The sequence below is a fragment of the Xanthomonas hortorum genome (assembly GCF_011305375.1).
In the GTDB taxonomy this organism is placed as follows: domain Bacteria; phylum Pseudomonadota; class Gammaproteobacteria; order Xanthomonadales; family Xanthomonadaceae; genus Xanthomonas; species Xanthomonas hortorum_E.
Window position 1 is genome coordinate 229,420 of the sequence record NZ_VCME01000011.1, and the last position, 25,098, is coordinate 254,517.

The following is a 25,098-nucleotide window of genomic DNA, read 5'->3' on the forward strand; positions in this document are numbered from 1 at the left end:
GGCTGTGGTTCGTGAGTCGGCCGGCGACCTAGCCAGCGAGTCGACGAACGTGGCCATCTTTCGTTTGCAACGCCTTGTGTTGCACAGCGCCCGCAAAAGGAGAGCCCCTCCGTTTGTTGCGAAGAACTATATGGAGATACACTCCGGATATCAAGCGCCAAGCCTGCCTAACATGCCTCCCGACGTTCAGCCACGCCCTCCCCGAGCCGATGCCCAACGCAACAAGACCCACATCCTTGAGGTGGCCGGCGAAGCCTTTGCCGAGGAAGGCATCGACGTATCGATGGACAGCATTGCCAAGCGAGCAGGCGTTGGCCCGGGGACGTTGTACCGCCACTTCCCTACCCGCGACGCCCTGCTGGCAGCGCTACTCGAAACGCATTACGCCAACCTTGAGCAAGTGCGTACCGCCATTACCGCCGAAGAGCGCGACCCGGGGCGTGCGCTGCAGCGATGGATTGAAGCGCTGGGAACCTGGATGAACGCCTACGAAGGCCTCCCGGAACCGCTCCGTGCCGCATGGTCCCAACCGAGTTCGGTGTTGATGCCGACGTGCACCTCCATGGTCGAGGCCTCAAGCGTTTTCCTTGAGGCTGCACAGCGCTCTGGTCAGGCGCGGGCAGCGTTGACCGGCCGCGACATCTTTCTTGCCGCGCTTGCGATTGCATGGGCAGGAGCTGCAAGCGGCGGCGCGGACAGCGACGCCCGGCCGGTGCTGCTGGAGGTCTTGCGCTCAGGGTGGGCGCTTCCGACTTAGAGCGGCCAACAAAAGCGACTGCGCGGTTGCGCGTCACCATGCAAGCGGTGCGCAATCCCGCAAACCGAGTAATTTGGACACGCCTGGGAACCTCTGGACAAGGCGGTTCACGATGCAGGCTCGCCACGTGATCTGAATGCGGCGATGTCTAGCTCCATCGCGTCGCTTGACGCGTCTCAATCCCGCCAAACGCCGTCAACCCGGATGCTTCCCCTCGCGGCACGTGGCCGCGAGGGAATGCAGGCCCTCATCGCAAGCGCGAGAACGCACCGATCCCCGCGATCGCCAGCCGCTCGGCGGGTACCGCCGTTTCCGCGAACGACAGCCGCAGGTAGCGGATCTGGCGGACCTCGGGGAAATTCAGGCGCTGGGTCGAGAGCGCATAGGCGATATTGGACAACTCGCCGGCGCCAGCCGGCTGCCAGCGCTGGCCATCTTCGCTGGTCTCGGCGCGATAACCCTTCGGTGGCGCCGCACCGTTCATCACCGTGCGCGAGGGCGTCAGGCTGAAACCGGCAACCTGACGCAGCGCGCCGAGGTCGATGGTCGCCTGCGCGGGATGGCCGGGCGTGGGCGCAGGCGTGATCCAGATCGTGCTGGCATCGTCGTCGAGCAACTTGTCCGCCCCTGGCGCGCTGGCCTCGACGATTCGCCAGCCAGCGGAGGACAACACATCCGGCGCGTTTGCCGTCGGCCGCGCGACCGGCACTGGCGCAACGGCACGGAACAGCGCGAATTCGCTGATCGCCGGGCACACCGGCGCCTCAAGCACCACCAGGCGTACCCTGCGTGCGGCGACCGGGCGATCCAGCCGCACGATGCGCTGTGCACCGATGCATTGCGCTTCGGCCAGCCGCCTCCATTGCCCATCGACCTCGGCTTCGACCGCGAAGCGGGTGACGCGCACACCCAGCGGCAAATATTCGCGTAGCCGGATCAAGTCGAAGCTGTGCACCGCCGACAGCTCCAGCGTCAGCGTCGGTGTGGTGACATCGTCAGGCGTAGACCAGTAGCTGTCCGGCTGGCGGTCGAGCACGCGCGCCGGCTCGAACCCAGGACCACGCGACGCGCTGGCGCTGGCCCTGGCACCCTTGGCCAGATCGATGGCGAAGCTGCCGCGGATCGCGTCGCCGAAACTCTGCAGCACCGCCACATCGTGGTCGGGGATGCGGCCGCGTCGGTCGGGCGGCAGATTGAGGTTCATGTTGGTGCCGCGCGCGACGGAGGTGTCGAAATAGCGCACCAGATTCTCTGGGCTACGCACCTTGCCGTCTTCATCGGCGTGGTAGAACCAGCCTGGGCGGATCGAGGTGTTGGTTTCGGCCGGCCACCACAGCGCCCCCCCGCGCACGCCGGAATTGCCGTTTTCCTGTGTATACGGGGCATTGGGCATGGTCGGCCAGGATGGATCGCCGGCAATACCGTCCTCGTTGCCGCCCCAGCGGATATCGGCGCCGAGCGGGTCGAAGGTGCAAGCCATCGGCTGATGCTGATGCACAAGCTCGATCATCCGTGGCCAGTTGTAGTACGCGGGCGCATCGATCTTGCGCGATTCGCGCGCTCCACCGTAGTAGCCGTCGCCGCCATTGGCGCCGTCGAACCAGAACTCGAACAGGTCGCCATAGCCTGTGCAGAGCTCGACGATCTGCTTGCGGAAATAGTCGAGATACCCAGGGCGCCCATACTCGGCATGGTTGCGATCCCAGGGGGAGAGATAGATGCCGAACGCCAGGCCGGCGCGTCGACACGCCGCTGCCATCTCGCCGACGATGTCACCCTTGCCGTTCTTGTAGGGCGAGTTGCGAATGCAATGCTCGGTCAGGCGTGTCGGCCAAAGACAGAACCCATCGTGGTGCTTGGCCGTGAAAATAAGCCCTTTCAGATTGCCGGCCTTGGCAGCAGCGACGATTTGATCGGGTGAAAAATCGCTGGGATCGAATTTGCGCGGATCCTCGTCGCCGTAGCCCCATTCCTTGTCGGTGAAGGTATTCATCGCAAAATGCACGAACGCGTATTGCTCCCACCGATGCCAGCGCAGCTGTCGCTTGCTGGGCAGCGCACCCCACGGTGCCGGCCCGTTGGCGCGCGGCGCTTGCGCGATGCGCGCTGCCGATGCACTGAAGCTGGCGCTAGCGGCCACCACACCCGTGGCAAGAAAAGTACGACGATCGATCATTAGCGCTTCCGACTTTGCACAAGCTTCGATCTTAGCTTTTCCAACAGCGAAGAGTCGTCATTCCGAAGCAATAGACGGCTGTGCACGCACACGGGATGCCCCCAGCACGGCCGGCGTTGAAGCGCATGCGAAGCAAGCCGCGAGCGTTCGTGGCTTGACGGCCGTGCCCCGGCCCACGCTGCCGTGTTGGTGCTCGCATATCCATGCATTTTCCGCACGCGACGCGAGCTCCGCGAACAAGACAAACAATGTCCGGTCAACGACAACCAATAAAGACCGCACGACAGCTTGGGCGGGCTAACACCTGTCAAGTTTTGTCATCAACATTGACCGTAGACTTCTCATTTTGGCTGGCACTGACTTGCTGGGAGTCCATAGATCGTGGCGTAGCAGCAAGTGATCGAGCTGCCCGAGCCCCACCCCCCAGGTATCAGAACGCCCAGGCCGGCAGCCGTACGCACTAGCGACGATGTTGCGGGTGCATCTGCTATCGCGGCGGTATGCGTCGAGCGATCCAGCACTGGACAAAGCGCGGCACGAGATCGCCATCTTTCGGGGTTTCGCCTAGGCCCAAGCCCCCACACGCTTCAACTCGGCGGTTCCATTCGAACCTCAACGATCTTGGCGGGTTGTGTAGAGCTTCCACCATCGGCGCAAGCAAGCAGGCGTCAAGGAAATGCACAGCGCGCCGTCTTTCGCCTTCATTTTTGACGACAGCGAAAACGCTAGATCGTGCACCTATCGCAGATCCACATCACGCGGAAAGTAGCGGCGAAATTTTTCTTCCCAGGCCTGGAATTGTTCCAGCGTGTATTCATCCATTGGCCGTTCCACCGAGGCGACTGCCTTGTTCTGTGCAACGACTGCGATGCGCTGAGACGACAGTTCGTCCCATGCTTTTCTCAGGGCGACCGGATCTGGATGCGAGACCAGCATGGCTTCCAGTAGCGTGGCCTGCGCCACGCGCGCGGCGAGCAGATCGCTGAGTGCGTCGGTGACGGCCTGCATCCATTCCTGATTGCGGTTATCCATGCGGCGTGTCGTACGTAATGGTGGGTCGGTGACTGTAGCGCGGCGGCTGCAAGAACACTGTGCAGTCGGCATCGGCTCACAGGGCGGGACATCGTCAGCAAGGTCGCCCAACGCTCCGCGGCTGCGGCCAAGGAGATCAAGAGCCTGATCGACGATTCAGTCGAGCGCGTCGCCGAAGTCTCAACACTGGTGCATAGCGCCGGCACCACGATGGCCGAGATCGTCGCCAGCATGCAGCGCGTCACCGACATCATGGGCGAGATTTCCGCCGCATCCCAGGAGCATTCGGCTGTTAGCGAGCAGGTCAACCTAACTGTCACCCAGATGGACGAAACCACGCAGCAGCATGCCGCGCTGATGGAAGAGGCAATGGCTGCCGCACGCTCGGCTTTTTGACTCAAGCAATCAATGATTTCTCTGGGATTTGCATCGGTACATATCGGCCCGATGTCAGCCCTGGTTTACTCAGGTAACTGCACCATTTCGCCGTTCGCCCTCCATGCGACTGCGATCAGCATGTGCCGCACGCTGGCACGCAAGAGCACACTGGGCTCACCTATTTTGCCACCTGATGCGCTTTGACCTTCGCGATCCATTGGCGCACGCGCTGCTGCAACATCGCCAGCGGCATGTCGCCGTCGCCGAGCACTGCAGTATGGAATGCGCGCAAGTCGAAACGATCGCCGAGTTCTTTCTGCGCCTCTGCACGCAGCGCCATGAATTGCAGTTGCCCCACCTTGTATCCCAACGACTGGCCTGGCCACACGATGTAGCGGTCGATTTCGAACTGCATGCTCGCCTCGTCGTCGGATGGATGCGCGTGGAAGAAGTCCACCATCTGCTGACGATTCCAGCGCTTGTAGTGCACGCCGGTATCCAACACCAATCGATTGGCGCGCAATAGATCAGCCGATAGCCGGCCGTAGTCGCTATAGGGATCTTTGTAGAGCCCGACGTCCTTGCCCAAGCGCTCGGCATACAGTGCCCACCCCTCGCCGTAGGCGTTATACCCACCCTGCTGGCGGAACGGCGGCAATGGTAGCGTCTGTGTAAGCGAGACCTGCAGGTGATGGCCTGGCACGCCCTCGTGATAAGCAATAGTTTCAACGTTGATCAGCGTGCGGTGAGCGACGTCGCTGATATTGACTCTCAGGACGCCCGGCTTGCTGCTTTCCGGGTTGCTTTGCAGGTAACGGGCGGGCGGGTATTTACCCTGGAATGCCGGCATCGGCTCAACTTCCAGGGGCTTTTTCGGCACCTGCTCGAATAACTTTGGAAGCTCCCGCTGCATTCCCGCGACGTAGTGACGGTATTGCTCCAGTAGCTGCTCGCTGGAGGTCGCGAAGCGGCGCTTATCGGCTGCCACCGCCTTGCGGAAGCTGGCCAGGTCCGCATAACCCTGCGCCTTGGCAATGACGGTCATCTCGGCTTCGATGCGCGCAACCTCCTGCAGCCCGATCTGGTGGATTTGTTCAGGCGTCAGATCGGTGGTGGTCTGGGTACGCACCAAGTATTGGTAGAGTTTCTCGCCATCAGGAAGCGACCACAGCCCCTCCTGCGTACGTCCTTGCGGGGCGTATTCATTGCGCACGAACGCGGACAGCTTGGCGTAGGCCGGGCGAACCTGCTGATCGATCGCTTCAAGCAGCTGCTTCCTGAGCGCATCGCGCTGATCGGCGGGCACCACGCTGTCGAGTTTTTCCAATGGCGAGGCAAATGGGTTCTGCGCGCCACGCTGAGCCACGATTCCGTCAATCTGCTCGGGCACGCGCTCAAGCAGATAGCGCGGCGGCATCAGGCCATCCTTGGCGCCCTGCCGCGAGACGTCGATGACTTGATCGACCACCGCAGGAAGCGTCTGCAGTCGTTTGATGTAGTCCTGGTAGTCCTTGGCGGTGTCGAAGGGGAAGCTGTCGCTGTAGCCGGCAAGCGTGAGATGGATGCCTTGCATCGGGTCCAGCGGCATTTCGTAGGTCTTCAGGTCGATACCGTCCAGCGTGTCGCGCAGCTGGCCGAGCATCATCTGCAGGCTGAGTTGACGTTGTTCGTCCAGCGCTGCGGCATCCACCGCTTCGAACTGCCTGAGCAGACCCGCCACGGCGCTGCGCTCTGCAGGCACGGCCTGTAGCGAGTAGTCGCTCCAGCGATCGTTGTAGCGCTTGTCGCCGATGGTGCTTGCGAACTCCGGGGCCTGCTTGAGCTGGTGTTGCCACTGCGCGTCAAGCAGCGCGTCGAAAGCCTTGGCTGCCTGTTCAGCCGTGTGCCCGAGTGTTGAGGTTGCCGCCTTGTTTTCGGCAGGCGGCGCCGGCTTGCAGGCGGTGAACAACGCGGCCGTCAGCAGACCAACGGCAAGGGGACGTAGAAGATGCATGAATTACTCCAAGTAACACGTACGGTCCATGCGCAGCTACACGCATCAGCGCTATCGCAAACACACGAAATTTCTGCTCGCAAACCACTGGATCTGGCACACGCGCGCGCTGGATGCCTGCGTCGGGCACATAGCCGCATCGGCAGGCCTCGTGCAATCACCGCAGCTTAGAGCAGTCGTCATCGCGCGGCCGATCGCAGTCGGCGTGGCTTCGCGTTTAGCGCCATCGACTGCTAAAGGCGGCACTTCCACGCATTGCGGACAAAGCCGGTCATCACTCGCGCCGCTTTGATCACCTAGTGACGGCACGCGCTGTGAGATCGCGACGCATCCAGCCGGGCGGTCACAGCAACTGGCCACATCTACTCGACCGGCGCCGCGATTCGCACTCCGGTCCAGACGGGTGCCCCATTGCCCGAATAGGCGTCAACTGGCCGCGAGCCAACGATGACATCCGTGCTTCGATTTTCGATGGCGCGTCTGCGCCAACATGCCGCCCCTTAGACTGCCCCGGAGCACGCTTTCTGCCGACCAACTTGCGCCGGTCGCGTGCCGTCCTCAGCGCTTCAGGTCGCGCGATCCGCCGCCATGAGTCTTTCGCCGTACCGCGCGTGGCGCATTGTCGGCCGGGCACGAGGATTTTTAAGCCGGTGCGCTTAAACTTGCATCCGGGCCGCGCAGTCTGCCGCTCCAATGCAACACGCTGCTCTGGGCTCTCCCCACTGCGTCGCACCGTCGATTGATGCCGTCAACGGCGCCGCAACAGCGGCGCAACACGGAACTCGCTTGTCGCAGCGACCGCCCTGATCGACCGCACACCCTGGAAGGACGTTTCTTGCAAAACACTGATTCAAAAGACAAATCCAAGGCCACCAGCGGAGCAGTCGAGCACACCCCGCTGATGAAGCAATTCTTCGCCGCCAAGTCGGACTACCCCGACCTGCTGCTGTTCTTTCGTATGGGCGATTTCTACGAGCTGTTCTACGACGATGCGCGCAAGGCCGCGCGGCTGCTCGATATCACGCTGACCCAGCGCGGCAGTTCCGGTGGTGCGCCGATTCCGATGGCCGGCGTGCCGGTGCATGCCTACGAGGGCTATCTGGCGCGGCTGGTGGCGTTGGGCGAGTCGGTGGCGATCTGCGAGCAGATCGGCGACCCGGCGCTGGCCAAGGGCCTGGTCGAACGCAAGGTGGTGCGCATCGTCACGCCCGGCACGGTCACCGACGAGGCGCTGCTGGACGAGCGCCGCGACACCTTGTTGATGGCGATCTCGCGCAGCAAGCAAGGCTACGGTCTGGCCTGGGCCGATCTGGCCGGCGGGCGTTTTCTGGTCAATGAAGTGGACAGCGTGGATGCGCTGGAAGCGGAGATCGCGCGCCTGGAACCGGCCGAGCTGCTGGTGCCCGACGAAGACAACTGGCCGGAATTCCTGCGCGGCCGCGTCGGCGTGCGGCGTCGGCCACCGTGGTTGTTCGACGCCGATAGCGGCCGTCGTCAGCTGCTGGCGTTCTTCAAGTTGCACGACCTGTCCGGCTTCGGCATCGACGACAAGCCGTGTGCCACTGCGGCGGCCGGCGCGCTGCTCGGCTATGTCGAAGAAACCCAGAAGCAGCGCCTGCCGCATCTGACCTCCATCGCAATGGAAGTGGCCAGCGAGGCGATCTCGATGAACGCGGCCACGCGCCGGCACCTGGAGCTGGACACGCGCGTGGATGGCGACACCCGCAACACCTTGCTCGGGGTGCTGGACAGCACGGTCACGCCGATGGGCGGGCGCTTGCTGCGGCGTTGGCTGCATCGCCCGTTGCGCCTGCGCGAGGTGCTGGTGCAGCGCCACCACGCGGTCGGCAGCCTGATCGACACCGGCGCCGATGCCGACGTGCGCGAGGCCTTCCGCGCACTTGGCGATCTGGAACGCATTCTCACGCGCGTGGCATTGCGCTCGGCGCGCCCGCGCGATTTTTCCACCCTGCGCGATGGCCTGGCGCTGTTGCCGAAGGTCCGCACCATCCTCGCGCCACTGGATTCGCCGCGCCTGCAGACGCTGTACGCAGAACTCGGCGAACACGATGCCACCGCGCATCTGCTGATCAGCGCAGTGGCCGAACAACCGCCGCTCAAGCTCAGCGACGGCGGCGTCATCGCCACCGGTTACGATGCCGATCTGGACGAGCTGCGTCGCCTGTCCACCAATGCCGACCAATTCCTGATCGACCTGGAACAACGCGAACGCGCCAGCAGCGGCATCGCCACGCTCAAGGTCGGCTACAACCGCGTGCACGGCTACTACATCGAGATCAGCAAGGGCCAGGCCGAAAAAGCCCCGCTGCACTACAGCCGCCGGCAGACGCTGACCAATGCCGAGCGCTACATCACCGAGGAACTCAAGAGCTTCGAGGACAAGGTGCTGTCGGCGCGCGAGCGTTCGTTGTCGCGCGAAAAACTGCTGTACGAAGGCCTGCTCGACGCACTCGGCGGCGAGCTTGAAGGCCTCAAGCGCTGCGCCAGTGCATTGAGCGAACTGGATGTGCTGGCCGGGTTCGCGGAACGCGCGCAAGCGCTGGATTGGTCGCAACCGGAACTGGACAGCGCGCCGTGCCTGCGCATCGAACGCGGCCGCCACCCGGTGGTGGAAGCGGTGCGCGACCAACCGTTCGAACCCAACGATCTGGACCTGCACACCGACCGCCGCATGCTGGTCATCACCGGCCCGAACATGGGCGGTAAATCGACCTACATGCGCCAGAACGCGTTGATCGTGTTGCTGGCGCATATCGGCAGCTATGTGCCGGCCAACCGTGCAGTGATCGGGCCGATCGACCGCATCCTCACCCGCATCGGTGCCGGCGACGATCTGGCCCGCGGGCAATCCACCTTCATGGTGGAAATGGCCGAAACCAGCTACATCCTGCATCACGCCACGCCGCAATCGCTGGTGCTGATGGACGAAATCGGCCGCGGCACTTCCACCTACGATGGCCTCGCATTGGCCGACGCCGTTGCACGCCATCTGGCCCACACCAATCGCTGCTACACGCTGTTTGCCACGCATTATTTCGAACTCACCGCATTGGCCGACGAATCGCATGCCGGCGGCAACAGCGGCATTGCGAACGTGCATCTGGATGCGGTCGAACACGGCGAGCGCCTGGTGTTCATGCACGCGGTCAAGGACGGCCCGGCCAATCGCAGCTTCGGTCTGCAGGTCGCCGCGCTGGCCGGGCTGCCCAAGGCCGCAGTGACCCAGGCGCGTCATCGCCTGGCTGAACTGGAACAACGCGGCGGCGAAAGCCATGTCGCGCAGATGGCCCCGGCCGCATTGGATGCGCCGCAGCAGTTCGGCCTGTTCACCGCGCCGTCCTCCGCTGCGCAGGAAGCACTGCAGGCTTTGGACCCGGACGAACTTACGCCCAAGCAGGCGCTGGAGGCGCTGTATCGGCTGAAGGCGTTGCTGTGAGTGCGGGGATTCGAGAGTCGGGATTGGGGATTCGTGACAGCGCCGTTTGCGGCGCTTGCGGATCCGTTGCGGCGGCAGGGTTGGGTGGTCGGTTGAATGCTGTTTTGCAGGGATTGGGGATTCGTAACCGCATGGCTGCATGACCGACGCGTGCGGCCCTGCTAATCCAGTGCAGTTGCAGGTTTGAGTGTTTGCTTGAACGCTGCCCTGCAATAGCGCCGGCTCGCGCGACATCATGCTGCACGGTGACGCACGCCCCGCGGTTTGCTCTGCTGCCGCGACAGGCGCACCCTGCCTCGACGTTTTGTCCAACCGGAGAGCACACCGATGACCACGTCCGCCTCGTTGACCGATCAACTGGCCGCGCAACTGCAGGGCCCGCAGTTGCAGCAACTCGCCAGCCGGCTCGGCATCGCGCCCGAGCAGGCGCAATCGGCGGTGCAGACCGCCCTGCCACTGTTGATGGGCGCACTGGGCCGCAACAGCCAGCAGGCCGGCGGTACCGATGCCTTGGTGGGCGCCTTGCAGCGCGACCACGCCGGCAGCCCGGACATCGGCAGCCTGCTCGGTTCGCTGCTGGGCGGCGCGGCCAGTGGTGCGCAAGGTAACGGCGCCGGCATCGTTAGTCATCTGTTCGGCGACAAGGCACCGCAGGCCGCTGCAGGCCTGGGCAAGGCCACCGGGCTGGAAACCGGCAAGGCCAGCCAACTGCTGCAACTGTTGGCGCCCATCGTGATGGCGTATCTGGCCAAGCGTTTCCTCAGTGGCACGACGACGGCCAGCAATCAACTCGGCCCGGCGTTGGCGCAGGAACGCCAGCACGTCAGTAGCAATAGCGGCGTCAGCGGCCTGCTGAGCAGCGTGCTGGATCAGGATGGCGACGGGAAGCTGGGCCTGGGCGATGTCATGAAACTCGGCGGCAGCCTGTTCGGCAAGCGCTGACAGGTCGCTGCCGTGCGCCTGGGTTCCGCCCGGGCGTCTCCTCCCCCAACCATAGCGACATCCTATCGATATGGTTGAATAATTCGAATTCCCCAAACGATCGATGCTCCTTATCGTGTGCACACGCCGCCACGATGAGTCCGCCTGATGCGCACCTCCGCCAGTCACATTCCGGATACCGGCCTATACCGGCCCCTGCGGGCAAGCGCTAGCATCGGCACACGCGGCAACGATGCTCGATGACCCCACGGCCGCATGTGCGCCTTCAATCGATAACCATAGCTGACGCATTGCCAACCACTTCGACTCCACCAGCACGTGTCCGCAGTTTCGGCACACAGCTCCCCAAGTGCTCACGCACACAGGTATTGCCATGACAACCGAAGCAAAGTGCCCGTTCAATCACGCCGTCGTCGGTACCGGAACCACCAACCGCGATTGGTGGCCCAAGCAGCTGCGCGTGGATCTGCTCAGCCAGCATTCGAGCAAGTCCAACCCGCTGGGCCAGACCTTCAATTACGCCGAGGCGTTCAAGCGCATCGATCTTGCTGCGCTCAAGCAGGAATTGCGCGCGCTGATGACCGATTCGCAGGACTGGTGGCCGGCCGACTTCGGCCATTACGGTCCGCTGTTCGTGCGCATGGCCTGGCATAGCGCCGGCACCTATCGTATCGGCGATGGCCGTGGCGGCGGCGGTCGTGGGCAGCAGCGCTTCGCACCGCTCAACAGCTGGCCGGACAACGTCAGCCTGGACAAGGCGCGCCGCCTGCTGTGGCCGATCAAGCAGAAGTACGGCCAGGCGATTTCCTGGGCCGATCTGATGATCCTCACCGGCAACGTCGCGCTGGAAAGCATGGGCTTCAAGACCTTCGGTTTTGCCGGCGGCCGCGAAGACACCTGGGAGCCGGATCAGGACCTGTACTGGGGCCGCGAAACCAAGTGGCTGGGCGGCGACGACCGCTACTCACGCGGCTCGCCGGGCGTGGACGAAGCGCACGGCGTGCTGGTGAAGGACGACGACAGCGAAGTGCCGCACACCCGCGATCTGGAAAACCCATTGGCCGCCGTGCAGATGGGCCTGATCTACGTCAATCCGGAAGGCCCGGACGGCAAGCCCGACCCGGTGGCCTCCGCGCGCGACATCCGCGACACCTTCGCGCGCATGGCGATGAACGACGAAGAGACCGTGGCCCTGATCGCCGGCGGCCATACCTTCGGCAAGACCCACGGCGCCGGCCCGGCCGACAACGTCGCCGCCGAACCGGAAGCCAGCGATCTGGAAAGCCAGGGCCTGGGCTGGCACAACAGCTACGGCACCGGCAAGGGCGCAGACACCATCACCAGCGGCCTGGAAGTCACCTGGACCACCACCCCGGCGCAGTGGAGCAACGACTTCTTCGATCACCTGTTCAAGTTCGAGTGGGAGCTGAGCAAGAGCCCGGCAGGCGCGCACCAGTGGGTGGCCAAGAATGCCGACGCCATCATTCCCGATGCGCACGATGCCTCCAAAAAGCATCGGCCGACGATGCTGACCACCGATCTGGCGCTGCGCTTCGACCCGGCCTATGAGGCGATCTCGCGTCGCTTCCACGAACACCCCGACCAGTTCGCTGATGCCTTCGCCCGTGCCTGGTTCAAGCTCACCCACCGCGACATGGGCCCGCGCGCACGCTACCTGGGCGCAGATGTGCCGAGCGAAGAACTGCTGTGGCAGGACCCGGTGCCGGCCGTCGACCACCCGCTGGTCGATGCGCAGGACGCCGCTACTCTGAAGCAGACCATTCTCGACTCCGGCCTGAGCGTGGCACAGCTGGTCTCCACCGCGTGGGCATCGGCATCGACCTTCCGCGGCTCGGACAAGCGCGGCGGCGCCAACGGTGCGCGTATTCGTCTGGCACCGCAGAAGGACTGGCAAGCCAATCAGCCCGAGCAGCTGGCGAACGTGCTGAGCACGCTGGAACGCATCCAGGCCGACTTCAACAGTGCCCATTCCGGCGGCAAGCAGATCTCGCTGGCCGACCTGATCGTGCTGGCAGGTAACGCCGCGGTCGAACGCGCCGCACACGCGGCGGGCCACAGCGTCACCGTGCCGTTCGCCCCCGGCCGCACCGATGCCTCGCAGCAGCAAACCGATGTCGAGTCCTTCGCCGTGCTCGAGCCGGTGGCCGATGGCTTCCGCAACTTCGCCAAGCGCAGCTACGCGGTGCCGGCCGAAGCCTTGCTGATCGACAAGGCGCAGCTGCTTACTCTGACCGCGCCCGAACTGACCGTACTGGTCGGCGGCCTGCGCGTGCTCGGCGCCAATGTCGGCGACTCGAAGAATGGCGTGTTCACCACCCGTCCCGGCGTGCTGAGCAACGACTTCTTCGCCAACCTGCTCGACATGCGCACCGAGTGGAAAGCCACCTCCGAAGCGAAGGACCTCTACGAAGGCCGCGACCGCAGCACCGGCGAACAGAAGTGGACCGGCACGCGTGTGGACCTGGTGTTCGGCTCCAACTCCATCCTGCGTGCGGTCGCCGAGGTCTACGCCAGCGCCGATGCACAGGAAAAGTTCGTGCACGACTTCGTCGCTGCCTGGACCAAGGTGATGCAGCTGGATCGGTTTGATCTGGCGTAACAGCGGCGATCAGGACGACGGCACTCGCCATCAGGCGGGTGCCGTCGTTGCTCGGGGCGGCACTTGCCACGCGCGCTATTCCGAATGCGTGGCCCGCGCGCCACTGACGATTGCTGGCTACTTTTGCCGCCCGATCAACGTGGCATCGAGAAGCTTGCATCGAGCAGGCCCTCGAGAACGGATGGCGGTTGCGGCGACGTTGGTTTCCACGCGTCAAGCGCAACGCAAATAGCTGACCGCATAACACAAACGCCCCGAATCACCGGGGCGTTTGCGTTTCCATCATTCCAGACACAGCACGACAGCCACACCTCGCTACAACGCGTCGATGTCGCCCAGCGCAGTGATCAGCCGACGCGCACGCTTGTCCGGTTTGCCGACGGGTGCCCGATAGCCGGTGCGCTCGGCCACGCGTTGCAGCCGCCATTGCGTACGTCCCTCCCGTGAGGCATCGCTTTCCACGTACAGCGCCTGCGCGACCGGTGCCGGGCCGCGCACGTCGCTCAACGCGGCAACCGTGATCTCGAAGATTTCACCGCCACGATCGATGCGTAACTGCTCGCCCTGGCGTACCGCACGCGATGGCTTGGGCCGCTGGCCGGCGACATCCACCTTGCCGTTGTCCACCGCCGTCTTGGCCAGGCTGCGGGTCTTGAAGAAGCGTGCTGCCCACAGCCACACATCCAGCCTGACCGTCGTCGTTTGTTCCACCAATTGAGTCATCGCGTTGTGCTTGCCGTTGGGTCCATTGGCTGCATGCCGGTGTGGTCATCGCGCTGCATCGGCACGGTGCAACCGGCTGCATCGAGCGAGAAATATCTGGGCAACCGCGCCGGAACTCAAGCGCCACCGCCTGCCAGATCCAGCCTGCCTGCCACACACTGGCTGACCGATACAGGCGGAGCTGCATGGCACGTGTGGTGCCCCGTGACATCGGCCTGGCGAGCTCGCTCTTCCACGGCTGTTGAGATTCGCCAGGCGACCGCACGCGGCACACACGCCAATGCTAGTGTTCGCAGCTTCCGCACCACGGCGCGTCTGCGATGCCTAAATCCGCTGTCCTGACCGAAGGCCCGATCGGCAAGAATCTGCTGCTGTTCGCACTGCCGATCCTGGCGGGAAACATCGCCCAATCGCTCAACGGCTCGATCAATGCGATCTGGGTGGGCCGCTACCTCGGCGAGGCGGCACTGACTGCGGCAGCCAACGCCAACAGCATCATGTTCTTCCTGATCGGCTCGGTGTTCGGCATCGGCATGGCCTCCACCATCCTGATCGGCCAGGCGATGGGCGCGCGCGGCATCGCGCAGGCACGCAAGGTCATGGGCACCAGCGCCAGTTTCTTCGGCGGCCTGTCGGCAGCGATTGCGGTCTTCGGTTGGTTTCTGGCGCCGCATCTGTTAACCGCGATGGGTACACCGCCGGCGTCGCAGACATTGGCCGAGGAGTACCTGCGCGTCATCTTCCTGGCGATGCCGCTGATCTATGTGTTCGCGTTTTTGTCGGCGGCACTGCGCGGCACCGGTGATGCGCGCACACCGTTCCGCTTTTTGCTGGTGTCAGTGGTGCTGGACATCGTGTTCAACCCATTGCTGATCTTCGGTCTCGGCCCGTTTCCGGCACTCGGCATTGCCGGTGCGGCCTGGGCCACGCTGCTGGCGCAGGTGGTCGCACTCGGCGGTTTGTTGCTGTATTTACGCAAAAAACGCCATGTTCTGTGGTTGGGGCGCGGCGATCTGCAGCTGTTTCGGATCTCACCGACGATCCTGCGCGCGCTTATCGTCAAAGGCGTGCCGATGGGCCTGCAGATGGTGCTGATCTCGCTGTCCATGATCGCGATGATGACGCTGGTCAACGGCTTCGGCACCGACACTGCAGCCGCTTACGGCGCAGCGCTGCAGCTATGGACGTATGTGCAGATGCCGGCGATGGCGCTGGGCGCTGCGTGCTCCACGATGGCGGCGCAGAATGTGGGTGCCGGTCTCTGGAACCGCGTCGATGCGACCGCACGCACCGGCATCGTCGCCAACTTTTTGATGACCGGCATTCTGATCGTGCTGCTGATCCTGTTCGATCACTGGACACTCGCGCTGTTCCTGCCGACCGACAGCCCGACGCTGGAAGTGGCGCGGCATCTCAATCACATCGGCATCTGGTCGTTCCTGCTGTTCGGCGTGAGCTTCGTCATTTCCGGCGTGGTGCGCGCGACCGGTGCGGTGATCCCGCCACTGCTGATCCTGGCATTCGGTCTGTGGGGCGTGCGCGTGCCGCTGGCGAACGCCTTGATCCCGCATCTGGGAGCCGATGGCATCTGGTGGAGTCTTCCGATCAGTTCGGTCTGCTCGATGCTGCTGTCGCTGGCGTATTACCGCTGGGGCGGCTGGCGCAAGGCGCGCATGTTGACCACGCCTGCGGATCCGGCAGAGCTGGCGGCCGCTGCGGAGGTTCCGGCACACCCGGCTTCGCCGGTCGCCGATACGGCACCGTTGACGGAATTGCCGAGGCCTCGCCAGCGCTGATGTCGACTGGCAGTGCGGAGAACAGACGCTCGCGCGCCCACACGTTCCCGCGAACGTTGTGGGATCACCACCTGCAGATTCCTAAATCCCAATTCCCGTAACGCAAACGGCCGCCCGAAGGCGGCCGTTTGGCAGTGGCAGAAACAACCTGCCAATGTGGCTTACTGAGCCTTGGCAGCAGCCTGGCGAGCAGCCTTGGCCTGCGCAGCGGCGGCCAGATCTTCCTTGATGCGGGCAGCCTTGCCTTCCAGACCACGCAGGTAGTACAGCTTGCCGGCGCGGACCTTACCGCGGCGCTTCACTTCGACCGAGTCGATGATGGCGCTGTGGGTCTGGAACACGCGCTCGACGCCGAAGCCGTGCGAGATCTTGCGCACGGTGAACGCGGAGTTCAGGCCGGCATTCTTGGTACCGATCACGACGCCCTCATAGGCCTGCACGCGCTCGCGGTTGCCTTCCTTCACCTTGACGTTCACCACAACGGTGTCGCCCTGGTTGAATTCCGGCAGCTGGCGCTGAATCTGGGCGGCTTCGAAGTCAGCCAGGATGGTCTTGTTGAGTTTGCTCATGATGGGCACCGCGTGTCTGGTGATATTGGACCGGCAGTCGCCGCACGGCGATTGCTCGAGGTTCGTAGGAGGGCCAGACGCAAGGCTGGCCAGCAAGCCGCATATTGTACCCCAATCAATGTTGCAAGAGCTAGGGGTGAGCCCTGATTTACTTGTCGCCTGGTTTATCGTCGTCCGAGACGAGTTCGCGACGAAACTCCTCCAGCAAGCGGCGATCGTTCTTGTCCAACCCGGCCTCGTCGAGCAGGTCCGGCCGACGCAGCCAGGTCCGGCCCAGCGACTGCTGCCGACGCCAGCGCGCAATTGCAGCGTGATTGCCCGAGCGCAGCACGTCCGGTACATCGCCCCAGTCGTGGGTCGATGGATGGCTGTAGTGCGGGCAATCCAGCAGACCCTGCGGGCCTTCGAAACTGTCCTGGGCCGCAGATTCGGCGTCGTTCAACACGCCCTCCTGCAACCGCGTCACCACATCCACCAGCACCGCTGCGCCAAGCTCGCCACCGGACAACACGTAGTCGCCGATGGAGATTTCCATATCCACCGCCTGCGCCAGAAACCGTTCGTCCACGCCTTCGTAGCGCCCGCACAACAACACCATGCGTGGCAACTGCGCCAGCTCACGGGCGAGCGGCTGGGTGAGCGGCCGCCCCTGCGGGCTGAGGTAGATCACCGGTGCAGGACGCGTGTCTGCGGCCTGCACCGCAGCCAGACAGGCCCGCAACGGCTCGATCAACATCACCATGCCGGGCCCACCACCGAACGGACGGTCGTCCACACGGCGGTAGTTACCCTGTGCATGGTCGCGCGGATTCCAGCCCTGCAGTTCCAGCAAGCCACGCTCCTGCGCCCGCCCGACCACGCCGAACGCCGCGCATTGCGCGATGAACTCAGGGAACAGGCTGATGACGTCGATGCGCAATGGCTGGGAATCGGGAATCGGGATTGGGGAATAGGTGCAGCAAGCGCGGAGCCGAAGCACCGCTCTGATCGGAAATTCTGATCAGAAATCCGGGTCCCAATCCACCACGATCAGATTGGCTTCGAAGTCGACCGACTTGACGAAATCCGGCAGCACGAACGGCACCAGCCGTTCGCGATCGCCGCGTACCACCATCACGTCATTGGAGCCGGTGGAGAACAGATGCGACACCGTGCCGAGCTTGACGCCCTCGACGGTTTCCACCTGCAGCTCTTCCAGATCCACCCAATAATATTCATCGGGCTTGGGTGGCGGCAGCACGCTGCGCGAGACGTAAATCTCGATCCCGTGCATGGCTTCGACGGTGTCGCGATCGGCAACGTTGGGGAATGTCGCGACCAGATGCTTGCCCTGATCGCGCCCGCGCGCTCCGCTCAGTGTCGACTCCTCACCCGAGGGCGTACGCAGAATCCACGGTTGGTACCGGAAGATTGCGCTACGCGGCTCGGTCCAGGACTCGATCTTGAGTTCGCCCTTGACACCGAAAGCGCCGGCAACCCTGCCCAGCAGGATACGGCGCTCGGTCTGTTTCATCTGCGTCAGCTAGGCCGAGCGATGCGCTCGGCCCTCCCAAATCAGGCCGCAGCGGCCTGAGGCTTGGATGCTTCGCGATACAGGTTACGCACCTTGTCGGTCAGCTGTGCGCCCTGGCCGACCCAATGGTCGACGCGCGCGATGTCCAGCACGACGCGCGGTTCTGCGCCCTGGGCAACCGGGTTGTAGTAACCCAGACGCTCGATGTTGCGGCCGTCGCGCGCGCTGCGCACGTCGGTCACGATGATGTGGTAGAACGGACGCTTCTTGGCGCCGCCGCGGGTCAGTCGAATCTTGACCATGGTGTCGTTTTCCTGAGTTGCCCAGTCGCCAGAGTGGCGCGGTAAGCCGGCGATTATAGCGGGCACCGGCGGCGAAGCCAAGTCACCCTGCGACCGCCCCACGCCAAGCCTCAGATCGCTTGCCAGGCATGGGTTTGCAGGGCCTGCTCCAGCAACGGCAGCTGGGCCGCATGCGGGCCCCAGCGGGCCGGCCCCATCGCCACGATCGCCTGCTGCCCGCGCGCATTGCAGGCGAAGGCGCCATCGAAACGATCCAGTTCGTCCAGTTGCACCGGCCGCCGAATCTGGCTAATCCCCAGCGTTTCCAGCCCGGTCTGCAGCAATTGCTGACGCGTTCCCAGCAAGGCCGGGCCCTGCGGCCAGACCACGCCGCCGCGCTCCCACAAACCCAGATTCCAGAACGCGCCTTCCAGCACCCTGCCCTGCGGATCCTGCAACACGACATCGTCGTGATCGGTATTCATGGCCAGCCGGCGCAGCCGCAACAGCGGAAATGTCCCGACATGCTTGAGCTCGGGCTGATCGCGTACATAGCTGGTCACCTGCACACGCAGCCCGGTCTCGGGCATGTCCGCTGGCGGCGACACCGCAACCAGCACGTCCAGCGCGACCTCGCGCAAGGGATCGCGAAAGTCGTAATCCTGCGCGAACACGGTGACGCGCAGGCTGGCATCGGCCATTACCGAGGCTTCCAGCGCGGCGTGCATTTGCAGAAGCAATGCCTCCTGCGCCAGCTCCATGCCGAACAGCGCGCGACTGCCCTGCTGTAGGCGCTGCAGATGCAGATCCAGCCCGAGCGCGGCACTGCTGCGCACCTGTAGCGTGGTGAAGTGCCCATAGTTGATCAGCGCGGCAGCCCCGAGCTGCGCAGCGCTGGCGGGCACGCCATTGCAGAAGATCACCGACATAACAGCGCCTGCGCGTCAGCCCACCACTGCGTTACCACCTGCGCGGCCGGCTGCGCGGGTGCCATCCAGGCCGATTGCCCGGCCCAGGCCTGCATGGCATCCAGGCGGTTGTCGCGCGCGGCGGCCTGGCGCATCGGCGCGGTCAGCGCGCGCTGCACCGGATACGGCGCGGGCGGCGGCGCATCTGCAGCACTGGCGGCACGCAGATATGGCGTGATCAGCGCACGGCCCAGCCGGCCGGAGAATGCGCGAGTCGGCTGCGTCTGTTCCGGCTCGGCCTGGGCCAATGCATCGACCCAGGCGCTTGGCAGCGCCGCTTCGGGCGTGCGCAGCAAGCCGGTGCCGATCTGCACTGCGCTCGCACCCAGCGTGAGCGCCGCAGCAATGCCGCGTGCGCTGGCGATGCCGCCTGCGGCGATCACCGGGATGTGCAGGTGATCGACCAATCGCGGTAACAAGGCGAACAACCCGGTCGTCTGGCGCTCGGCCTGGTTGGCATCGAAGGCGCCACGATGCCCACCGGCTTCGGCCCCTTGTGCGACCACCGCATCGGCGCCTGCTGTCTGTGCCGCCAGCGCTTCGTCCAGTGTGGTGACGCAGGCGAACCAGGCGATGCCGGCAGCCTTCAAACGCGCAACCTGATCGGGCCGAAACAGCCCCATGATCGATGAGGCAACCGCAGGACGCGCGGCGAGCAAGGCCTCGAACTGTGCGTCGAAGTCGGCTGGCGTTGCGTCGGCAGCGGCTGCAGAAACTGGCGGCCCCCACTGCGATAGAAATTCCCGCATGCGCGCTTCCGCATCTGCGTTGCGCACCGGTGCAGGATCGGGAATCCATAGATTGATCTGCGCAGGCCCGCTGCTCGCGTCACGAAACGCCATCATCCATGCCACGATCTCCTGCGGCTGCGACAACACCGCACCCATCGCGCCCATGCCACCGGCTTCGGCAACCGCCGTCGACAACGGCACCGGGCAGGCGCCGGCCATGGGGCTGAGCAGAATGGGAACGCCTAAGCCAAAACGCCTGCAAAAACGCGCGACGTTTGCGTACGGGCCATCCGACGCAAGCGACGGTGTCACCGACACCTCAGTGATCGCCTTCGAGGAGCTGCACGATTCTGGGCCATTGCATCTGTCGAGCCAGATCCAATGCCGTCTTGCCCGATGGCGTGCGCAGCGACGCATCCGCGCCGTGCTTCAGCAACAACGACACCGGCTGATAGTTGCCCGCCAATGCATCGCGCTGCAACAGCGTCCAACCGGCGTCGTCGCGGAAATGCACCATGTCCGGCTGATTGCGCAGGCCTTCGTCGAACTTTGCGCCCATGTTCTCGCTCATCGGATGCTCGCGCTCGGACGGAGCCTGTTCCGTTGCAGCGACCTGAGCCGGCTTGCTACCGAACATCTTGCCGAACAAGCCGCTTTTGCGCTCCGGCACAGGTGCAGGCACCAGGCGCACTACGCTCGGCTCACCGAAGTCCAGGCCCCATGCAGCGTCGTGCTCGGCGCGTTCGTCCTGCGACATCGTGCGACGCATCGCTGCAATGGTATGGCCGCCGTAGACCTGGCCATCGACTACGTACATCCAGTCCTCCAGGTCGGTGATCGGTGCAGACACGGCGTCACCGGCAGTGAGTCCTGCGATCCATTCCGGATCGTTGAGCAGGCTGCCGGAGACCTGCTCGCCATCGAACTGCACGTCGGAGATCCACATATGCTCGTGCGAAGGCGCATCAGTCGCGGAAGCATCGGTGGCGAAAGGCAGTTTCACTGCCGCCATCTCCAGGCCCGGCACGATGCGGCGATATTCCCAGGACAGTTCGCGCCAGAAAAACTTGAAGGTGTCGCGCGCCGCGGCGTAGGCCGCCTGCAGTGCAGCGTCTTCATCGTTTGCGAAATACATGCGGTTATCGGTCATGGTTACCTCGACGAAGAGCCGCCAACAAAACTACTTCACGCCAGTCTACTGCAGGCCGGCTGATCTGCTGCCTGGCTGCAGGGCCCTTGCCCGCCCACCGTCGCGGGACACGCTGCAAGTACGTCCTTGTAAGCTCTTACGCGGCATCCATGCCGCGTAAGGTCCCGCGACGGTGGGCGGGCAAGGACCAGTCGAGATGGTCGGTGTGCGTAGCTCTTCTCAAAGCAACCGACTCACTCTCTGGTGCGGTGCCCTCACCGATTGCGGGACCATGTGGCGGCATGGATGCCGCCACTGAGCCTCCACGGATGGATTTACGGCGTGCCCCGCGAGCGGTGAGGGCACCGCGCCCTCGACCCACGCAGCGTTTGATCTGGACCTCTGACTGCATCCACGCAATCGCACCTGCATCTGCGCGATGCCCTACATTGCCAGCGCAGGGACCGTGTGGCGCCGCGCTGGCCGCGTCAGCGCATTACTGAACTCAGCGGAACGGCATGCCGCCGCGGCCGCCCATGGCGCCCATCATGCCCTTCATATTGCGCATCAGGCCTTTCATGCCGCCGCCGGCCAGCTTGCCCATCATCTTTTCCATCTGCTGATACTGCTTCATCAGCTTGTTGACGTCGGCCGGCTGCATGCCCGAGCCGCGCGCGATGCGCGAGCGGCGCGAGCCGTTGAGCAGGGCCGGGTTGCGGCGCTCTTTCTTGGTCATCGAATTGATGATCGCGATCATGCGCGGGACTTCCCTGCCGGTGACCTGCTGCTTGACGTTGTCCGGGATCTGGCCCATGCCCGGCAGTTTGTCCATCAGCCCATGGATGCCGCCCATGTTCTGCATCTGCTCGAGCTGTTCCTTCATGTCGTTGAGGTCGAACTTCTTGCCCTTGGCGACCTTGGCGGCGAGCTTGGCGGCTTTTTCCTGATCGACGCTCTGCTCGACCTGCTCCACCAGCGACAGCACATCGCCCATGTCCAGGATGCGGCTGGCGACGCGGTCGGGATGGAACACGTCCAGGCCGTCGGTCTTTTCGCCGGTGCCGACGAACTTGATCGGCTTGCCGGTGATGTAGCGCACGCTCAGCGCGGCGCCGCCACGGGCGTCGCCGTCGGTCTTGGTCAGTACCACGCCGGTCAGCGGCAATGCCTCGCCGAAGGCCTTGGCGGTGTTGGCGGCGTCCTGGCCGGTCATCGCATCGACCACAAACAGGGTTTCGGTGGGGTTGACCGCGGCATGCAGCGTCTTGATCTCGTCCATCATCGCCGCATCGATCGCCAGGCGACCGGCGGTATCGACCAGCAGCACGTCGACAAACGACTTGCGCGCATCGCTGATGGCGGCGCGCACGATATCAACCGGCTTCTGCGAGGCGTCGGAGGCGAAGAACAGCACGCCGACCTGTTCGGCCAGGGTCTTGAGCTGCTCGATCGCGGCCGGGCGATAGACGTCGGCCGAGACCACCATGACCTTTTTCTTGCGCTTTTCCTTCAGGTGCTTGGCGAGCTTGCCGACCGTGGTGGTCTTGCCCGCACCCTGCAGGCCCGCCATCAGGATGATGGCCGGCGCCGGCACGTTGAGGTTGAGGTCGGTGGCAGCCGCGCCCATGACCGCGGTCAGTTCGTCGCGGACGATCTTGATCAGCGCCTGGCCCGGGGTCAGCGACTTGAGCACCTCCTGACCGACCGCGCGCACCTTGATGCGCTCGATCAGGGCCTGCACCACCGGCAGCGCGACGTCGGCCTCGAGCAGCGCGATGCGCACTTCACGGGTGGCTTCGCGGATGTTCTCCTCGGTCAGGCGGCCGCGGCCGCGCAGGCGCTCCATGGTGCCGGAGAGACGTTGGGTAAGGGACTCGAACATGCGCAAAGGACCGCGTGAGGGGAAACGGGCATCGATTATAGCGGCACAGGCCAATCGGCCGCCCTGCCCGGCCGGGCATGCCCGCTCTTCCGATTCCCGATTCCCGATTCCGGCGCCAGCCCCCAGTGTGCGAAACTTCCACGATGACAATCGTTCTCATCGCGTTCGCCTTGTATCTGTTGGCCACCGCACTGCTCACCCGCTCGGTGCTGCGCGATGGCAACCAGGCGCCTGCACGCTGGTTGATACCGGCGCTGGCGGCAGTGGCGCTGCACGCCGGGTACCACGTGCTGGTGGCATTCCGCACCGCCGGCGGGCCGGACATGCACTTCTTCGCGGCACTATCGCTGTGCGGGCTGGGCATGGCCGCGCTGACGGCGGTGTTCGGCGGGCGCGGGCGCATGGCGGCGGTGGGCGTGGTGGTGTTTCCGCTATCGGCGATTCTGCTGGCCTGCTATCACGCTTACGGTCATGAGCCGAGCTCGGACCTGGGCTGGCGGCTGGAGCTGCACGCGTGGATGGCGCTGCTGGCATACGCCACGCTGGGGATCGCTGCGCTGCTGGCGATCATGCTGTGGCTGCAGGAACGTGCGCTGCGCCGACGCGATTTCCACACCTGGCTGCGCGCGTTGCCGCCGTTGACCGAGCTGGAGACGCTGCTGTTCCGCACGATCACGGTGGGCTTCGTGCTGCTGAGTCTGACCCTGCTGACCGGCCTGCTGTTCGTGCAGGACTTTCTGGCGCAGCGGCTGTTGCACAAGACCGTGCTCAGCATCCTGTCGTGGATCGTGTTCGGAGCGCTGCTGATCGGCCGCTGGCGCAATGGCTGGCGCGGCACCAAGGCGGTGCACTGGACGCTGACCGCGATGGTGCTGCTGGTGCTGTCGTTCTTCGGCAGCAAGTTCGTGATCGAGCTGGTGTTGGGGCCGCGCTGAGCTCAGGCATCCAGCGCAGCGCTCACCGCGGCCCACGGCTGATCCGGGCCAGCGCTGGCGAAGTGATAGGCGATGCGGCGGCGGTAGATCTCGCCGGGCCGCAAGATTGTCGACGGGAAGTTGGGGTGATTGGGCGCATCCGGGTAGTCCTGCGGTTCCAGACACACGCCGCGGCCCAGGCCGGGATGATGTGCGTCCAGATGCTGGCCTTCGTAGAGTTGCACCGCCGGTGCATCGCTGGTGATGCGTAGCGCCACGCCACTGTGCGGCGAATACAGCTCGGCAACGCAATCGGCGTCGGCTGCCAGCACCAGGCATTGGTCGTAGCCTTTGCCGAGCACCACTTGTGGATGAGATGGGTCAGTGTTATCGGCCAACGCGGCAGCAAGGCGGAAATCGAACGGCGTGCCGGCAATCGAAGCGATCTCTCCAGTGGGAATCGATTCGGCATCCACCGGGAGATAGCGATCGGCCGGCACGCGCAGCACCTGCCGCGCGGCACTGTGATGCGGGTCGCCGGACAGGTTGAAATATGGGTGATGTGTGAGATTCAACGGGGTGGCGGCATCGCACTGCGCTTCGAAGTCCAGCTGTAGCTCGAGTCCCTCCAGTTGCAGCCGCGCACGCACCTGCAGATTGCCGGGATAGCCTTCTTCGCCATCGGGCGAGTCGTAACCCAGCAACACCTGATCCGGGGTGTGCTCCAGCACGCTCCACACGCGCCGCCCGAAGCCGCGCAGGCCTCCGTGCAACTGGTTGCGTCCTTCGTTGGCCGCCAGCGTGTGGGTGACGCCATCCAATGTGTAACGCGCCCCGGCGATGCGATTGCCGAAGCGGCCAACCAGGATATTGAGGCTGTCGCCGTCGGCCGCGTAGGCAGGCAGGTCCGGCAAGGCCAGCAGCAGCGGCACCACGCCCTGCGCCGTGGTCAACCGCAGCGCATGCAGGATGCCGCCATACGTCAGCACTTCGGCCTCCAGCCCTGAATCGCTGCGCAAGGTGAGCGCATGGACCTCGACACCGTCTGGCAACTGCCCGAATACGCGCTGCATGAATCGCCCCGCCACTGATGGAAACTGGCGAGCATAGCGGGAGAGCGCCGTCGCCGACCATGCCGCTGTGCGCATCTTGACGCTAGCACTCGCTTTCCAGGGCAACTAGCACCGAATGGGCGTGCAGACCGGGCTCGCCGGTGGACGAGCAGCCGCGTCTGCTA

Annotated in this window: 19 protein-coding genes and 2 pseudogenes; 8 read left to right on the top strand and 13 right to left on the bottom strand. The window is 64.4% G+C overall.

Features of this window, described 5'->3' with window-relative positions:
• Positions 1–172 precede the first annotated feature (172 nt).
• Positions 173–757, top strand: a complete 585-nt coding sequence (locus FFY45_RS12445; RefSeq protein ID WP_228995943.1) for a TetR/AcrR family transcriptional regulator — start codon at positions 173–175, stop codon at positions 755–757.
• Between the two features lie 247 nt (positions 758–1,004).
• On the opposite strand, the gene FFY45_RS12450 is transcribed toward FFY45_RS12445, so the two are convergent.
• Positions 1,005–2,933: an alpha-L-fucosidase gene (locus tag FFY45_RS12450; RefSeq protein ID WP_176340663.1), complete on the bottom strand. Its 1,929-nt coding sequence runs from the start codon at positions 2,931–2,933 to the stop codon at positions 1,005–1,007.
• A 405-nt stretch (positions 2,934–3,338) separates the two neighbouring features.
• Between FFY45_RS12450 and FFY45_RS12455 the strand changes: the two are divergent.
• Positions 3,339–3,498, top strand: a pseudogene (locus FFY45_RS12455) (IS5/IS1182 family transposase); the annotation flags it as partial.
• Between the two features lie 173 nt (positions 3,499–3,671).
• Here the strand turns inward: FFY45_RS12455 and FFY45_RS12460 are convergent.
• Entirely contained in the window at positions 3,672–3,965 is a 294-nt protein-coding gene (locus tag FFY45_RS12460) for a hypothetical protein (protein ID WP_006449167.1), read from the bottom strand.
• A gap of 93 nt (positions 3,966–4,058) precedes the next feature.
• Between FFY45_RS12460 and FFY45_RS12465 the strand changes: the two are divergent.
• Positions 4,059–4,352: pseudogene (locus FFY45_RS12465) on the top strand (methyl-accepting chemotaxis protein); the annotation flags it as partial.
• Positions 4,353–4,521: 169 nt separating this feature from the next.
• Here FFY45_RS12465 and FFY45_RS12470 read toward each other — a convergent pair.
• A complete protein-coding gene (locus FFY45_RS12470; protein ID WP_176340664.1) occupies positions 4,522–6,336 on the bottom strand; it encodes a DUF885 domain-containing protein in 1,815 nt (604 codons plus the stop codon).
• 901 nt (positions 6,337–7,237) lie between these two features.
• Here FFY45_RS12470 and mutS point away from each other — a divergent pair.
• From mutS to katG, 3 genes are all read left to right on the top strand, one after another.
• Entirely contained in the window at positions 7,238–9,793 is a 2,556-nt protein-coding gene (gene mutS / locus FFY45_RS12475; RefSeq protein ID WP_439333533.1) for a DNA mismatch repair protein MutS, read from the top strand.
• A gap of 327 nt (positions 9,794–10,120) precedes the next feature.
• Positions 10,121–10,735 (top strand): DUF937 domain-containing protein, encoded by a 615-nt coding sequence (locus FFY45_RS12480; RefSeq protein WP_176340666.1) that lies wholly within the window; start codon positions 10,121–10,123, stop codon positions 10,733–10,735.
• A gap of 373 nt (positions 10,736–11,108) precedes the next feature.
• On the top strand, positions 11,109–13,355 hold the full coding sequence (gene katG, locus FFY45_RS12485; RefSeq protein ID WP_176340667.1) for a catalase/peroxidase HPI: 2,247 nt from the start codon (positions 11,109–11,111) through the stop codon (positions 13,353–13,355).
• A 315-nt stretch (positions 13,356–13,670) separates the two neighbouring features.
• On the opposite strand, the gene FFY45_RS12490 is transcribed toward katG, so the two are convergent.
• Entirely contained in the window at positions 13,671–14,078 is a 408-nt protein-coding gene (locus tag FFY45_RS12490) for an RNA-binding S4 domain-containing protein (protein ID WP_176340668.1), read from the bottom strand.
• Positions 14,079–14,398: 320 nt separating this feature from the next.
• Here FFY45_RS12490 and FFY45_RS12495 point away from each other — a divergent pair, with 320 nt between their 5' ends.
• Complete coding sequence (locus FFY45_RS12495; protein ID WP_176340669.1) at positions 14,399–15,874, top strand: MATE family efflux transporter; 1,476 nt, start codon at positions 14,399–14,401, stop codon at positions 15,872–15,874.
• Positions 15,875–16,035: 161 nt separating this feature from the next.
• On the opposite strand, the gene rplS is transcribed toward FFY45_RS12495, so the two are convergent.
• The 8 genes from rplS to ffh all read right to left on the bottom strand — a co-directional run bounded on the left by rplS (position 16,036) and on the right by ffh (position 22,947).
• On the bottom strand, positions 16,036–16,443 hold the full coding sequence (gene rplS, locus FFY45_RS12500; protein WP_006449159.1) for a 50S ribosomal protein L19: 408 nt from the start codon (positions 16,441–16,443) through the stop codon (positions 16,036–16,038).
• A 148-nt stretch (positions 16,444–16,591) separates the two neighbouring features.
• Entirely contained in the window at positions 16,592–17,362 is a 771-nt protein-coding gene (gene trmD / locus FFY45_RS12505; protein WP_176340670.1) for a tRNA (guanosine(37)-N1)-methyltransferase TrmD, read from the bottom strand.
• 81 nt (positions 17,363–17,443) lie between these two features.
• Positions 17,444–17,956, bottom strand: coding sequence for a ribosome maturation factor RimM (gene rimM / locus FFY45_RS12510; protein WP_176340671.1), 513 nt, complete (start codon positions 17,954–17,956; stop codon positions 17,444–17,446).
• A gap of 41 nt (positions 17,957–17,997) precedes the next feature.
• Positions 17,998–18,258 carry a 30S ribosomal protein S16 gene (gene rpsP, locus FFY45_RS12515; RefSeq protein ID WP_006449156.1) on the bottom strand — a complete coding sequence of 87 codons (261 nt, stop codon included), beginning with the start codon at positions 18,256–18,258 and terminating at the stop codon, positions 17,998–18,000.
• 110 nt (positions 18,259–18,368) lie between these two features.
• Positions 18,369–19,166: an aminotransferase class IV family protein gene (locus FFY45_RS12520; protein WP_176340672.1), complete on the bottom strand. Its 798-nt coding sequence runs from the start codon at positions 19,164–19,166 to the stop codon at positions 18,369–18,371.
• Entirely contained in the window at positions 19,157–20,248 is a 1,092-nt protein-coding gene (locus FFY45_RS12525; RefSeq protein ID WP_439333532.1) for an NAD(P)H-dependent flavin oxidoreductase, read from the bottom strand. The genes FFY45_RS12520 and FFY45_RS12525 overlap by 10 nt, the downstream gene beginning before the upstream one ends.
• A gap of 7 nt (positions 20,249–20,255) precedes the next feature.
• Positions 20,256–21,086 carry a DUF2314 domain-containing protein gene (locus FFY45_RS12530; RefSeq protein WP_176340674.1) on the bottom strand — a complete coding sequence of 277 codons (831 nt, stop codon included), beginning with the start codon at positions 21,084–21,086 and terminating at the stop codon, positions 20,256–20,258.
• Between the two features lie 484 nt (positions 21,087–21,570).
• Positions 21,571–22,947, bottom strand: a complete 1,377-nt coding sequence (gene ffh, locus FFY45_RS12535) for a signal recognition particle protein (protein WP_176340675.1) — start codon at positions 22,945–22,947, stop codon at positions 21,571–21,573.
• A 143-nt stretch (positions 22,948–23,090) separates the two neighbouring features.
• Here ffh and FFY45_RS12540 point away from each other — a divergent pair, with 143 nt between their 5' ends.
• Complete coding sequence (locus tag FFY45_RS12540) at positions 23,091–23,882, top strand: cytochrome C assembly family protein (protein ID WP_074056958.1); 792 nt, start codon at positions 23,091–23,093, stop codon at positions 23,880–23,882.
• A 2-nt stretch (positions 23,883–23,884) separates the two neighbouring features.
• Here the strand turns inward: FFY45_RS12540 and FFY45_RS12545 are convergent, their stop codons facing one another.
• Positions 23,885–24,934, bottom strand: a complete 1,050-nt coding sequence (locus FFY45_RS12545) for an aldose epimerase family protein (protein ID WP_176340676.1) — start codon at positions 24,932–24,934, stop codon at positions 23,885–23,887.
• Positions 24,935–25,098 lie beyond the last annotated feature (164 nt).

Bases quoted from the DNA above. Each gene is read 5' to 3' on its own strand.
- FFY45_RS12520 (WP_176340672.1), bottom strand. From the start codon at position 19,166: ATGTCGGTGATCTTCTGCAATGGCGTGCCCGCCAGCGCTGCGCAGCTC.
- rplS (WP_006449159.1), bottom strand. From the start codon at position 16,443: ATGAGCAAACTCAACAAGACCATCCTGGCTGACTTCGAAGCCGCCCAG.
- FFY45_RS12480 (WP_176340666.1), top strand. From the start codon at position 10,121: ATGACCACGTCCGCCTCGTTGACCGATCAACTGGCCGCGCAACTGCAG.
- FFY45_RS12490 (WP_176340668.1), bottom strand. From the start codon at position 14,078: ATGACTCAATTGGTGGAACAAACGACGACGGTCAGGCTGGATGTGTGG.
- rimM (WP_176340671.1), bottom strand. From the start codon at position 17,956: ATGAAACAGACCGAGCGCCGTATCCTGCTGGGCAGGGTTGCCGGCGCT.
- FFY45_RS12450 (WP_176340663.1), bottom strand. From the start codon at position 2,933: ATGATCGATCGTCGTACTTTTCTTGCCACGGGTGTGGTGGCCGCTAGC.
- FFY45_RS12470 (WP_176340664.1), bottom strand. From the start codon at position 6,336: ATGCATCTTCTACGTCCCCTTGCCGTTGGTCTGCTGACGGCCGCGTTG.
- ffh (WP_176340675.1), bottom strand. From the start codon at position 22,947: ATGTTCGAGTCCCTTACCCAACGTCTCTCCGGCACCATGGAGCGCCTG.
- FFY45_RS12460 (WP_006449167.1), bottom strand. From the start codon at position 3,965: ATGGATAACCGCAATCAGGAATGGATGCAGGCCGTCACCGACGCACTC.
- FFY45_RS12445 (WP_228995943.1), top strand. From the start codon at position 173: ATGCCTCCCGACGTTCAGCCACGCCCTCCCCGAGCCGATGCCCAACGC.
- mutS (WP_439333533.1), top strand. From the start codon at position 7,238: ATGAAGCAATTCTTCGCCGCCAAGTCGGACTACCCCGACCTGCTGCTG.
- FFY45_RS12545 (WP_176340676.1), bottom strand. From the start codon at position 24,934: ATGCAGCGCGTATTCGGGCAGTTGCCAGACGGTGTCGAGGTCCATGCG.
- katG (WP_176340667.1), top strand. From the start codon at position 11,109: ATGACAACCGAAGCAAAGTGCCCGTTCAATCACGCCGTCGTCGGTACC.
- FFY45_RS12495 (WP_176340669.1), top strand. From the start codon at position 14,399: ATGCCTAAATCCGCTGTCCTGACCGAAGGCCCGATCGGCAAGAATCTG.
- rpsP (WP_006449156.1), bottom strand. From the start codon at position 18,258: ATGGTCAAGATTCGACTGACCCGCGGCGGCGCCAAGAAGCGTCCGTTC.
- FFY45_RS12540 (WP_074056958.1), top strand. From the start codon at position 23,091: ATGACAATCGTTCTCATCGCGTTCGCCTTGTATCTGTTGGCCACCGCA.
- FFY45_RS12530 (WP_176340674.1), bottom strand. From the start codon at position 21,086: ATGACCGATAACCGCATGTATTTCGCAAACGATGAAGACGCTGCACTG.